Annotated in this window: 12 protein-coding genes; 7 read left to right on the top strand and 5 right to left on the bottom strand. The window is 63.8% G+C overall.

The window, feature by feature from the left end; all coding sequences use genetic code 11:
* Positions 1–11: 11 nt before the first annotated feature.
* A complete protein-coding gene (locus RUH64_RS03170) occupies positions 12–1,043 on the top strand; it encodes an alcohol dehydrogenase catalytic domain-containing protein (RefSeq protein ID WP_313811233.1) in 1,032 nt (343 codons plus the stop codon).
* Positions 1,036–1,377, top strand: a complete 342-nt coding sequence (locus RUH64_RS03175; protein WP_313811234.1) for a CHY zinc finger protein — start codon at positions 1,036–1,038, stop codon at positions 1,375–1,377. Before RUH64_RS03170 ends, RUH64_RS03175 begins: the two co-directional genes overlap by 8 nt.
* On the opposite strand, the gene RUH64_RS03180 is transcribed toward RUH64_RS03175, so the two are convergent.
* From RUH64_RS03180 to RUH64_RS03195, 4 genes are read right to left on the bottom strand one after another with little or no spacing between them, the layout of a single operon-like run.
* Positions 1,374–2,741, bottom strand: a complete 1,368-nt coding sequence (locus RUH64_RS03180) for a mycothione reductase (protein ID WP_313811235.1) — start codon at positions 2,739–2,741, stop codon at positions 1,374–1,376. The two genes, RUH64_RS03175 and RUH64_RS03180, sit on opposite strands and share 4 nt — an antisense overlap.
* 2 nt (positions 2,742–2,743) lie before the next feature.
* The gene (locus RUH64_RS03185; protein ID WP_313811236.1) at positions 2,744–3,187 is read right to left on the bottom strand and encodes a universal stress protein; all 444 of its coding nucleotides are present in this window, start codon (positions 3,185–3,187) and stop codon (positions 2,744–2,746) included.
* Between the two features lie 34 nt (positions 3,188–3,221).
* On the bottom strand, positions 3,222–4,127 hold the full coding sequence (locus tag RUH64_RS03190; RefSeq protein ID WP_313811238.1) for a P1 family peptidase: 906 nt from the start codon (positions 4,125–4,127) through the stop codon (positions 3,222–3,224).
* Positions 4,128–4,129: 2 nt separating this feature from the next.
* Positions 4,130–5,338: an FAD-dependent oxidoreductase gene (locus RUH64_RS03195; protein ID WP_313811240.1), complete on the bottom strand. Its 1,209-nt coding sequence runs from the start codon at positions 5,336–5,338 to the stop codon at positions 4,130–4,132.
* Positions 5,339–5,531: 193 nt separating this feature from the next.
* Between RUH64_RS03195 and RUH64_RS03200 the strand changes: the two genes are divergently transcribed.
* The 3 genes from RUH64_RS03200 (at position 5,532) to phoA (ending at position 8,626) form a co-directional block, all read left to right on the top strand.
* The gene (locus RUH64_RS03200; protein WP_313811242.1) at positions 5,532–6,719 is read left to right on the top strand and encodes a S8 family serine peptidase; all 1,188 of its coding nucleotides are present in this window, start codon (positions 5,532–5,534) and stop codon (positions 6,717–6,719) included.
* A 4-nt stretch (positions 6,720–6,723) separates the two neighbouring features.
* Entirely contained in the window at positions 6,724–6,945 is a 222-nt protein-coding gene (locus RUH64_RS03205) for a hypothetical protein (RefSeq protein ID WP_313811243.1), read from the top strand.
* A 226-nt stretch (positions 6,946–7,171) separates the two neighbouring features.
* Positions 7,172–8,626: an alkaline phosphatase gene (gene phoA / locus RUH64_RS03210; protein ID WP_313811245.1), complete on the top strand. Its 1,455-nt coding sequence runs from the start codon at positions 7,172–7,174 to the stop codon at positions 8,624–8,626.
* 69 nt (positions 8,627–8,695) lie between these two features.
* Here the strand turns inward: phoA and purU are convergent, their stop codons facing one another.
* Positions 8,696–9,556 carry a formyltetrahydrofolate deformylase gene (purU, locus tag RUH64_RS03215; protein WP_313811247.1) on the bottom strand — a complete coding sequence of 287 codons (861 nt, stop codon included), beginning with the start codon at positions 9,554–9,556 and terminating at the stop codon, positions 8,696–8,698.
* Positions 9,557–9,928: 372 nt separating this feature from the next.
* Between purU and RUH64_RS03220 the strand changes: the two genes are divergently transcribed.
* The gene (locus RUH64_RS03220) at positions 9,929–11,182 is read left to right on the top strand and encodes a M24 family metallopeptidase (protein WP_313811248.1); all 1,254 of its coding nucleotides are present in this window, start codon (positions 9,929–9,931) and stop codon (positions 11,180–11,182) included.
* A gap of 238 nt (positions 11,183–11,420) precedes the next feature.
* A complete protein-coding gene (locus RUH64_RS03225; RefSeq protein ID WP_313811418.1) occupies positions 11,421–12,725 on the top strand; it encodes an MFS transporter in 1,305 nt (434 codons plus the stop codon).
* The last annotated feature ends 28 nt before the right edge of the window (positions 12,726–12,753 follow it).

The following is a 12,753-nucleotide window of genomic DNA, read 5'->3' on the forward strand; positions in this document are numbered from 1 at the left end:
TGAGGGATGTTATGCGTGCAAACTACATGCTCGGAAACCAGAAAGTAGAACTGCGCGAGGTTCCCGATCCGGTTCTGATCGAGCCCACCGACGCGTTGGTTGAGATCACCGCCAGCTGCATCTGCGGCTCGGACCTGCATTCCTATCACGGCCCTGAAATCACCGGGCGGCCGATTGGCCACGAGTTCGTCGGACGGGTCACCGAGGTGGGCTCCGAGGTGTCCACGGTGGCTCCCGGAGACTTTGTCATCGCCCCGTTCACGATCAGCTGCGGCGAGTGCGAATTCTGCCGCGAGGGCCTGTACACCTCCTGCCTGCGTTTGGGTTGGTGGGGTTCGTCGAATTCCCGCGACGCCGCCTGCCAGGCGGAGGCGATCCGCGTCCCGCTGGCCGACGGCACCCTGGTCAAGGTGGACGCGCAGGTGGATGATGCGCTACTGCCGAGCCTGCTAACCCTCTCCGATGTCTATGCCACCGGCTTTCACGCGGCGGCCAAGGCGCAGGTGGGCGCCGGGGATACCGTGGCGGTGATCGGCGACGGCGCGGTGGGCCTGCTCGCGGTGCTCTCCGCTCAGCAGCTGGGCGCCGAACGCATCATCCTGATGGGCCGCCACGAGGCCCGCACCGAATTGGGCCGCGAGTTCGGCGCCACCGAGGTGGTCTCCGAACGCGGAGAGGAAGGCATTGCCAAGGTCAGGGAACTCACCGGCTACGGAGCGCCGAAGGTCCTGGAGGCGGTGGGGCTCATGCCCGCCTTCGAACAGGCCATCGGCATCGTCCGCCCCGGCGGCGTCATCTCCCGGGTGGGCGTCCCGCAGTATCAGACAGGTCCGGTGGGCCGCCAGTTCTTCGGCCCGAATGTCACACTGACCGGCGGCGTGGCCCCGGTGCGCGGCTACATTGAACGCCTGCTGCCGGGTGTGCTTGAAGGCCATGTGAACCCCGGCAAGGTCTTCGATTCGGTGCTGCCGTTGGCCCAGGTGGCTCAGGGCTACGCGGCGATGGAAGCCCGCACGTCCTTGAAGGTCATGCTGCGTGGCTGATCGGCCCGTGCTGGTGGCCGGCATTCAGGTGTTCGGCGTTGAGGTGGACACGCAGACCCGGTGCAGGCACTATCACCAGCTCGTCGACGTGATCGCCATCAGGTGCGCCTGCTGCGAACGCTACTACCCGTGCTTCCAGTGCCATCAGGAGCTCACCGGCCGCGCCCCGCAGGTGTGGCCGGCGGCCCGCGATGAGGAGCCGGCGGTGCTCTGCGGTGTGTGCGGAAATCAGCTGCGCGCCTCCGACTACCTACAGGCGCACAGCTGCCCCGAGTGTCAGGCGCTGTTCAACCCCGGGTGCAAGGTGCACCGTGAGCTGTACTTCGAGCTTTAGAGCTGCCCCGAATCCGGGACGTCGAGGCCCAGCAGGGCATTCTCCGCGACCTCCATCAGCGCCGGGTGGATCCAGTACTGGCCGCGGGCCATTCTGTGGGCGTCAATGCCCAGGTTCATGGCGGTGATCAACGGCTGGATCAGGTTGGCCGCCTCGTAGCCGATCACGTGGGCGCCGAGAATCCTGCCGTCGCGCCGATCCGCCAGAACCTTGAACAACCCTTCGGAATCCTCCATGGCCCAGCCGTAGGCGGTGTCGCCGAACTTCTGGGTTTTCACCGTCAGGTGCTCCCCCACTGCGTCCCTTGCCTCGGCCTCGGTCAGGCCCACGTAGGCGATTTCAGGGTGGGTGAAGATCGCCGCGGGGATGGCGCGCTGGCTGTTGGGCCGCAGCTTCTGGGGGTGCTCAAGGTTATGGGCGACCACGCGCGCCTGATAGTTCGCGGCGTGCTTCAGCTGGTGCTCGCTGCTGACATCGCCCAGCGCGTAGAGGCCCTCCACGGGCTTCCCGCCGCGCAGCACCCGTTGGTACTCATCCACCTTCAGCCGCCTGCCCTCGTCCAGGTCCAGGCCCGCCGGTGCGGTGAATTCGGTGTTCGGGGTGCGACCGGTGGCCACCAGCACCGCATCGACGGTAAACGCCCCGGCGCCCGTGTGCACCGTCAGCTCCTCGCCTTCACGGGTGATGCGCTCGAGCGACGCGCCGAATTGCACCGGCCAGCCGGCCTGTTCGTTAAAGGCCTCGCAGATCTCTTCGTCCAGGTATTTCAGCAGCCTTTGGCCGCGCACCAGCTGGATGACCTCGGTGCCCAGGCCGGAGAAGATGGAGGCGAATTCGCAGGCGATGAAGCCCGCTCCGATCACCGCCAGGCGCCGCGGCTGATCGATGCGCATGATGGTGTCAGAGGTGTGCACCCCCGGCAGGTCGATGCCTTCGATGGGCGGCAGCACCGGCCGGGAGCCGGCGGCCAGTACGATCTGCTGCGCATGGATCTGCTCGCCGTCTTCGGTTTGCAGCGTGTGCTCGTCAAGCAGCTGCACGTGCCCCAGCAGCCTGACGTTCTTCGCCTGCCGCCGGTAGTCCCTGCCGCCGGCGGAGATCGGGTCGATGCGGGAGAAGATCCTGTCCCTGATGGCCTGGAAATCCGCGATGCCCACGGGCAGCGTGACGTTCAGCCGGGCGGCTTCCTCGGTGGTACGGGCCAGCTGGGCCGGACGCACGAACATCTTGGTGGGGATGCAGCCCACGTTCAGGCAGGTTCCGCCAAAGATGCCGGATTCGGCGATCGCCACCTGTTTGTCATCCCAGAATGGTGTGAGCAGTGAGTTGCCAGAGCCCGAACCGACGATCGCCAAATCCACCATGCTTACTCCCCTGGAAGGTTGATAATCTGCTGCGGAACTACCAGCAGTGGGCAGCTCTGCTTGTGGGCCAGGGCCACTGCGATGGAGCCGTCGATGAACTCGGCGAGCTTGCTGCGCAAGCCCGGGCGGCGGGTGCCGATCACGATCATCGACGCGTCGACCTCCTTGGCCACCGCCGCCAGCACCTTGGCAGGATCGCCCGGCACATTGTGCAGTTCGTAGGCAACGCCCCCAAGCGTCGACTCAACCAGGTCCGCCAGTTCCTGGGGGAAGGTTGCTTCGCTGGTGCCCAGCACGTTCTGCTCCGGCAGCCGTTCGGTGACGAAGCGGCCGGAATCAGCGTAGATCACCTGCACCGCGGCGTTCAGGTCCTTGGCGAAGGATGCTGCGGTGACTAGTACCGACCGGGGTTGGCCCGGTTCAATTCCGACAACTATGGTGCCCATGAGCGCTCCCCTTTAATGGTTGGTACCTCCTAAGTTACTGCGCCGGGGCGGCCGAAACAATTGCCTCGCTCACAGCCAGCATTCCCAGCATCCGCACCGTGTCCACATCCGCCGCGACCTGCCCCGTGGCCGCCGCGATGAACGCGTCCCCGTCGAGCCTGGTATGCGGAGGATGCACCGCCCTGGCCAACCCGTCGTGCCCGCCCTGGGCCAGGATGTGGCAGCCGACCTTGTCCAGTTTTGCATTGGTGATCAGCACCCCGATGGTGGTGTGAGTGCGCGGCGGTTCGTTCCCGGCATCCCTGCTCGCCGCATCCAGGGCGGCGAACACCCCGGCGGGCTCGATGCTCGGGGTAGCTCCAACCGCCAGCACATCGCCGAAGGCGTTGACCGCGCACAGTGCGCCGACCACCAGCTCGCCCAAGCTGCGCTCCGCATAGACCAGCCCGCCGGGGTAGGCTCCGGGGCCGCGCCAGCGTCCTGCCTTGGCCCCGGATCCGGCGCCCACCGTGCCGGTGAGCACGCGCTGGGCCGAGTCCTCGTATTCCCAGGCGGCCTTGGCGGCCCAATAGCCGTCGGCGGCGGTGGGCCGCGCCGCGCCTTCGGCCAGGTCGAACAGCGACAGGGTGGGCACGATCGGCACCCGGCCGGAGGGCGTGGGCACCCCGCGACCCAGCTCTTCAAGGAACTGCATGACCCCGTCGGCGCACGCCAGGCCGAAGGCGGAGCCGCCGGTGAGCACCGCCGCGTCGATCTGCTGCACGCTCATCAACGGGTTGAGCACGTCGAGTTCGCGGCTGGCCGGTGCCCCGCCGCGCACCTCGGCGGAGGCGATGGTGCCCTCGGGCAGCAGCACCACGGTGCAGCCGCTGCCCAGCAGGTCTGCCTGGCCCACCTGGACCCCGTCAATCCCCAGCCTTGCTTCCCTGGGCTGCGCCATGCCTAGAGCTCGCTCAGCTCGATGTTTGCATCGCCCAGCCGCTGGGCGGAAATTTCGCGGCCCACTAGTGCGCGCAGGGTGTCGTTGACGTCCCAGATGTTCACGTTCGCCGCCGCGCTCACCCTGCCCTCGCGCAGCCAGAAGATGATGAACTCGCTTCCCTCGCCGCGGCGCACCGCCCGGTCTCCCGGGGCCGCGTCCCCCACGTACTCCATGCCCAGGTCGTATTGATCGGTGAAGAAGTAGGGCAGCCAGTCGTAGGCCTCATCCGCGCCGGTCAGCGTGGCGGCCGCCAGCTTGCCCTGGCGGATCGCATTGTCCCAGTGCTCCACACGCAGCTGGCGGCGCAGCTTCATGTTGAATGCCTGGGCCACGTCTCCGATGGCCAGGATCCGAGCATCCGAGCTGCGCAGCGAGGCGTCGACCACCACCCCGCGGTCCACTTCAAGCCCTGCGGTTTCCGCCAGCTCCACATTCGGCACCGCGCCGATGGCCAGCAGCACCAGGTCCGCGTGGATGCTTCCCGCATCGGAGATGACCTGCAGGCCGCGCTCCCCCATTTCGATCCCCTGCACCCTGGTGCCGGTGCGCACATCCACCCCGTGGCTCTTGTGCAGCTCCAGCAGGTAGTGGCCGAAGCCTTCGCCGAACACCTTGGACAGCGGTACCTCATCGGGGGAGTATACGGTGACCCGCGCACCCAGCGAGCGGGCGCTGGCCGCCACCTCCATGCCGATCCATCCCGAGCCGACGATGGCCAGCTGGGTGTCGTGGGTGATCGCCGACTTCAGCGCATCCGCGTCCTTCAGGCTGCGCAGGGTGTGCACGCCGGGCAGGTCGTGCCCGGCGATCGGCTCCGCACCGCCGATATTAGAGCGGGCCCCGGTGGCAAGCACCAGGGCGTCATAGCCCAGGGTGGAGCCGTCGGCGAGCGCCACCTGCTGGTGCTTGGCATCAATGCTGATGGCGCGGGTATCAAGGCGCACATCAACATTGTTTTCCGCATACCAGGAGGCAGGGTTGACGGTGAAGCTTTCCAGCGAGTCGTGGCCCTGCAGATAGCCCTTGGACAGCGGCGGGCGTTCATAGGGCAGCGCCTGCTCGTCGCCGATCAGGTGCAGCGAGCCGGTATAGCCGCGGGAGCGCAGTTCGGTGACGCAGGTGGCGGCGGCCAGGCCGGCGCCGATGACGACGATCGATTCGGGATTCATCCTAAAGCCTTTCGTAGCTGTGCCTCTCTTGATCCTCACATGGAGCGCACCGCCGGGCAACGGTATGACCGAGCTTTTCTCACCGCGTTGCTCCCCGCATCTTGTCGGGGACCGTGCGTAGAGTGTTGGCAACCGGGCCGCACCGGTTACAGCCCGACGTTATTAGCGGCCCACAGCGACGAAGGAGTGCACGGTGTTTACAGAAAACCTTCAACCAGTCAGCCAGATTCCCGGCCGTTATGTGCTGGTGTTCGACGACGTTTCGGCCGACGCACCGCGCGGGATGGGCATCGCCTCGCTGCAGGATATGGTGCCCAGCCTGTTGAGCAGCCAGGGCTACGACACCACGCAGTACTTCCCGAATCTGGGCATTGCCGTGGTGGGCAGCGAAGAGGAGCAGCTGGCCGAGTTCCAGGCCCGCTGCACCGACCGGAACCTTCCCGCGCGGGTGGTTCCCGAGCTGCGCTACTACGCACTCACCGAACCGGTCGCCGAGGATCCGGACAGCTTTGCCGACACTCAGGAGTTCACCTGGGGCCTGCAGGCGGTGGCTGCGGCGCATAACCAGTTCACCGGCAAGGACATCAAGGTGGCGGTGCTTGATACCGGTTTTGATGCACAGCACCCCGACTTCGCCGGACGCACGGTGACCACCAAGTCATTCGTTCAGGGCGAGGATGCCAGCGACGGCCATGGCCACGGCACGCACTGCATCGGCACCTCCTGCGGTCCGCGTGAGGTGTCCGGCGGGCGCGGCTACGGCGTCGCCTCCGAGGCCGATATCTTCGCCGGCAAGGTGCTGGGCTCCTCGGGTTCCGGTTCCGACTCAAGCATCCTTGCAGGCATCGACTGGGCCCTGGAAAACCAATGCCATGTCATCTCGATGTCGCTGGGGGCGGATGTCCGCACGGTGCATCCGCCCTATGTCACCGCCGGGCGCCGCGCCCTGGAGAAGGGAACGCTGATCGTCGCCGCGGCGGGAAACAACGCCAAGCGTTCAGCCAATGATCCTGGCTTTGTGGGCGCACCCGCCAACAGTCCCTACATCATGGCGGTGGGTGCACTTGATTCCGCGTTGAAGGTCGCGGATTTCTCCGCCCGCACCATCCCGGGCCGCGGCGGCCAGGTGGATATTGCAGGCCCAGGGGTGAACATCTATTCCGCTTGGCCAGGTGCCGAACGCTACAACACCATTTCGGGGACCTCCATGGCTACCCCGCATGTTGCCGGGGTGGCGGCGCTGCTGGCCCAGGCCACCGGGTACCGCGGGCGTGAGCTGTGGGCTCAGTTGGTGCAGGAGTCGCGCCGCCTCCCGCAGTTCTCGGTGGACGTCGGCGCGGGACTGACCCGTGCACCACTCTCGGAGGATGCGCAACAATGAACCTATGGAACACGAACAGACGTGGATAGTCACCGTTTCCCACACCCATATTGAACAAATCTCGTCGGTGGTCACCTCGCTTGAGCACACCGGGCTGCAGGTGCAGCAGGTCCTCTCCACCCTGGGTCAGGTCATCGGCCGGGCCCCGGAGGAGAAGGTGGAGGAGCTCAAGCATGTTGACGGCGTTGAATCGGTGGACGCCGAGGGACAGTTCAAGGCCCTGTAGCCGCGCTGATGGGTGCGGTGTGCGGGCGGGCCGCCTTCAAGGGCGTCTGCCCGCACTTGCCAGTGACCTGGAACACCACAAAAGAATATCTGACATGGATATTTCCATAGTGTTTACGGCTGCTTAACCTTGCGCTTACGCACTGGTTAGTTGCTCCACGCAACATGTTTATCGAACGCACCGCCTCAGGCGGTGCACAATCATCATCACCACCCAAGGGATAAACATGTTCACCGGTATCAAGAAGATCGCGCCCATTACCATGGTGTTGGGCCTCGGCATTGCAGCAATGACCGGCTGCTCCGCTTCCTCCAACGCAGCACAGCCTGCCGCCGAATCGGCCCCGCTACTGCAGCGGGCGGCAACCGGAGAGCTCTGGGACAACGGCGGGGCCCGCCGCCTGACCCAGGACACCACGCAGTCGGTCCGCGACGCGATCAAAGACTCCGGGGCCAAGAACGTCATCCTGCTGATCGGCGACGGCATGGGAGATTCGGAAATCACCGCCGCCCGCAACGTGGCCAAGGGCGCGGGCGGCTTCTTCGAAGGCATCGACGCGCTGCCGATGACCGGACAGTACACTCACTATTCGCTGCTCAAGGACGGCACCCCGGACTACGTCACCGATTCTGCGGCCTCCGGCAGCGCCTGGGCCACCGGCACCAAGACCTACAACGGCGCCGTCTCGGTGAACATCAAGGGCGAAAAGCAGGAAAGCCTGCTGGAGCTTGCCAAGGCCAAGGACCTTGCCACCGGCATCGTCACCACCTCCGAAATCCAGGACGCCACCCCGGCGGTGCAGTATTCGCACGTCGCCGAACGCAAGTGCTACGGCCCCGAGACCACCAGCGAAACCTGCGCGCAGAACGCACTGGAGAACGGCGGCGCCGGGTCGATCACCGAGCAGATGCTGGCAACCCGCCCAGACCTCGTCTTCGGCGGCGGGGCCGAGACCTTCGCTGAAAAGGCGAAGGCCGGAGAATACAAGGACAAGACCCTGCGCGAGCAGGCAGAGGCTCGCGGCTTCAGCATCCTTGAGGACACCGCATCCCTGCAAGCTGCCCAGGCGGCCAATCAGGATGCGCCGCTGCTGGGACTGTTTGCACCGGGCAACATGGAGGTGCGCTGGAAGGGCGATCTTGCCACCAAGGGCGGCATTAAAAAGCCTGCCCAGAAGTGCACCGAGAACCCCGAACGCGACTTCACCAAGGCACCGGATTTGAAGACCATGACCTCCAAGGCCATCGACCTGCTCAAGGGTGATGAGCAGGGCTTCTTCCTGCAAGTCGAGGGCGCCTCCATCGACAAGCAGGACCACGCAGCGAACCCCTGCGGTCAAATCGGTGAAACCGTCGACCTGGACGAGGCGGTACAGGAAGCCCTCGCCTTCGCCAAACAGGACGGTCAGACCCTGGTGATCGTCACCGCCGACCACGCGCACACCAGTCAGATCGTTGCCCCGGACACCGAGTCCCCCGCCTTCACCAGCAAACTGGTCACCGCCGACGGCGGCGAAATGGCGATCCTCTACGGCACCGGCGAGACCCAGGACGACCAGGGCCACACCGGTACCCAGCTGCGCATCTCGGCCTACGGTCCGGGCGCAGCCAACGTGGTGGGCCTGAGCGATCAGACCGACCTGTTCTTCACCATCAGCGACGCACTGTCGCTGAAGAAGTAGCCGCCAAGCACAAAGCTGCGGCGCCGGTTCCCTTGAACCGGCGCCGCAGCTTTTGCGTTCCCATGACCGCTAGCGCAGCACCACAGTGCGGTTTCCGTAGAGGAACACGCGCCCCTCGCAGTGCCAGCGCACGGCATCGGACAGGGCCTTGCATTCGGAGTCGCGGCCAGCTGCCGTCAGTTCTTTCGGGCCATAGGTATGATCCACCTCCACCACCTGCTGAGCGATGATCGGTCCCTCGTCAAGCTCCGAGTTGACGTAGTGGGCGGTGGCGCCCACGGTCTTCACTCCGCGTTCCCAGGCCTGGTGGTAGGGCTTGGCACCCTTGAAGGAGGGTAGGAATGAGTGGTGGATGTTGATGGTCTTGCCGGTCAGCTCGGTGGCGAGGTGGTCGGAGAGCACCTGCATGTAGCGGGCCAATACCACCAGTTCGGCGCCGGTATCGTCGATGACTTCCAGCAGCTGAGCTTCCGCCTCGGGCTTGGTTTCCTTGGTGACGGGAATATGGTGGAAGTCGATGCCGTACCACTCGACCAGCGATCGGTGGTCGGGATGGTTGGAGACCACGGCAACCACCTCGATGGGCAGATCCCCGGTGTGCTTGCGGAAGAGCAGGTCGTTCAGGCAGTGGTCGAACTTGGAAACCATGATCAGCACCTTTGTCTTTTCGCCGCGCTCACGCAGCTGCCAGTCCATGTCATACTTCGCTGCGACCTCGATGAATTCCTCGCGCAGGGCGTCGAGCAGATCCGGTTCGGGATCGCCGGCGAAATCTACACGCAGGAAGAGCCTGACGGCTGTCATATCGTCATACTGCTTCAGTTCAACGATGGTGCGCTGGTGCTTGACCAAAAATCCGGTCACAGCGTGCACGATTCCCATGCCTTCTGGGCATTGCAGGGTCAAGACGTGCCGAACCTGTTCGCTCATGATTCTTCTTTCCTTTCAGTGAACTGCTAAATAGCACTGTGCCAGATGGCTGGTGATACTGCCACGCGAGGACCGACCCAACTGAGCCAACTGCTCATCAGCCCAGTCACCAGCGTGAATTTCCTGCACCCTGACACGAAATTGGCCATTCCTACACGACAAGAAACATCGAATCGACCGAGGCCCTGTGGGTCAAAAGAATCTTCACACCCAAACCTTGACAGTGATGCGGGACACAAATAATGTGAATGCAACACAGTTGCACAGAACGCAACTTGTTGTTCGATTCCCCGGCGCCGTCGATAAACTTCCGCTGTCAACCAGACGGTGCCGCCACCACTCAACACATCAATTCACAGCAGGAGGCACCCCATGACTACCTCAAACATCGCGACGAGCGTTTCCGAACTGGAACGTTTGAAGACCCTCCACAACGGATCCAAGCAGCAGTTGACCTTCTCAGACGCAGAGTTCGAGCGCCGGCTGACCGGTCTACGGAAGATCATGGCGTCCAAATCACTTGATGCCGTCATCCTGACCAGTTACCACGGCATCAAGTACTACTCAGATTTCCTCTACACCACGTTCGGCCGCAATTACGCCCTGGTGGTCACGCAGTCCAACTCGACCACCGTCACCGCGAACATTGACGCCGGCATGCCATGGCGCACGAGTTATGGCGAGAACATCGTCTATACCGACTGGCGGCGCGATAACTTCTTCTATGGTCTGCGCGAAGCGCTCAAGCGCGATGGCGTCAGGGCCTCCCGCATCGGCGTGGAAGACGACTTCCTCCCAGGGCTCACCCGTCAAATGATCGCCGACAGCTTTCAGGGCGCAGCCCTGGTGGACATCTCGCAAGATGCCATGCGCCAGCGCATGATCAAGTCACCCAAGGAGATCGAGGTTATCAAGCACGGAGCCCGCATCGCAGATCTGGGCGGGGAGGCCATCAAGGCGGCGATCCGCGAAGGCATCAGCGAGTACGAGGTGGCACTGATCGGCACCGAAGCAATGGTTCACGAGATCGCCCGGACCTTCCCGCACCGCGAGGTACGCGATACCTGGGTCTGGTTCCAGTCAGGCATTAACACCGATGGAGCCCACAACTGGGCCACCACCCGAAAGTTGGAGCGCGGGGATATCCTCTCGCTGAACTGCTTCCCGATGACCTCTGGTTATTACACCGCATTGGAACGCACACTATTCCTCGGTGAGCCGGATGCCCGCAGCCTAGACCTGTGGAATGTGAATGTCGAAGTCCACCGACGCGGACTGGAGCTGATCAAGCCGGGAGCCGTCTGCAAAGACATCGCCGCAGAACTGAACGAAATCTACATTTCGCACGGACTGCTGCCAAACCGCACCTTCGGCTACGGTCATTCCTTTGGCGTTCTGTCGCACTACTACGGTCGTGAAGCCGGTCTGGAACTGCGCGAGGATATCGACACGGTTCTAGAGCCCGGCATGGTCGTTTCGATGGAGCCAATGATCACCGTGCCCGACGGCGAAGCAGGTGCCGGCGGCTACCGAGAGCACGATATTCTCGTGCTTCACGAAAATGGCGAGGTCGAGAACATCACCAAGTTCGGCTTCGGCCCGGAAAACAACATCATAAGCGCCTAAGCCCTGTCGATCACCTTCGGGGCGGGGCCCATGCTCCGCCCCGCAGACAACCACCGCGTGAAACGCAGCAAGCACGGGGGCTGCGTCAAGAACCAGACGCCGGACACCGGCGTACCGGAACCAATTATCGACCCAGCGGCTACACGAAGGATACTGATTCCTGCCGCTGCCCCATAGAGGCGGATTCCCAATGACACATCCCACCAACTCCCCGCATGACAGTTCCACCAGCACCGCGATGCCAAGGCCTTCAAGCTCCCAAAAGCCTCAGTCCATCGACCCGCAGACGCGGCGCAAGGTCGTCGCCGCCAGCTTCATCGGCAACTTTGTGGAATGGTTTGACTACGCGGCCTACGGATACCTTGCGGTGACCATCGCAGCTGTATTCTTCCCCAGCGATGATCCGCAGGCCGGGTTGCTGATGACCTTTGGTGTTTTCGCCATTTCCTTCCTGGTCCGACCCGTCGGGGGATTCATCTGGGGATATCTTGGCGACAAGATTGGCCGAAGGGAAGCTTTATCCTGGTCGATCCTCTTGATGAGCGGCGCAACCTTCTGCATTGCCTTGCTCCCCGGCTACGCCGCCATCGGCTTCGGCGCACCGCTGCTGCTCTTGGCGCTGCGCATCGTCCAAGGTTTCTCGGCCGCCGGCGAATATGCGGGGGCGTCAGCTTTCCTTGTCGAATATGCTCCGGCCAATCGGCGCGGCAGGTATGCAGCCGTCGTGCCCGCCAGCACCGCCGCGGGATTGCTCTTCGGATCGTTGATGGCCGCGGCGCTGACCGGCCTGCTCTCATCCGAGGCACTGGAAAGCTGGGGCTGGCGGCTGCCGTTCCTCTTGGCGGCGCCCCTGGGGCTGATCGGCCGCTACATCCGCACCAAGCTCGAAGATTCTCCGACGTTTCGCGAGGCATCGAAGGCCGCGGCGCCGGAAAGCTCTCCCGTGGGCTCGCTGTTGAAAGATCATTGGCGCCAATTGGTGTTGGCGGCCGGAGCGGTCCTACTCAATGCCGTCGGTTTTTACGTCATCCTCTCCTACATGCCGACCTACCTTGCCGAAGAGCTCGGACTGGACGCAACCCGGTCCTACCTGGCGACGACGATCGCCCTGCTGACCTATATTGGATTCATTTTCCTCACCGGCGCACTCTCCGACCGCTTCGGACGCAAGAAGGTGCTGATCACCGCATCCATCTTGTTCGTGTTGTTCACCGTTCCAGCCTTTATGGCCCTGGATTCCGGAAGTTTCCTGGTCATCGTCCTGGTGCAGATCCTGCTCGGTGCGATGCTCTCGCTCAACGACGGCACACTGCCCAGCTACCTGGCCGAAATGTTCCCGACGAAGGTGCGCTATTCAGGTTTCGCCGTCTCATTCAACCTGTCGAACGCGCTGTTTGGAGGCACCGCTCCCTTTGTCGCCACCCTGCTGATCGCAGCCAGCGGCAATGTTCTTGCACCTGGCTGGTACCTGATGTGCGCGGCGGTCATTTCGCTGGTAGCGGTGGCCTGCTCGGTGGAAACCAGCCGCAAACCGCTTGACTGACCGGTAGGATAGGAGCAACTCAGGAGGG

Source organism: Glutamicibacter sp. (assembly GCF_032154645.1).
Taxonomy (GTDB): domain Bacteria; phylum Actinomycetota; class Actinomycetes; order Actinomycetales; family Micrococcaceae; genus Glutamicibacter.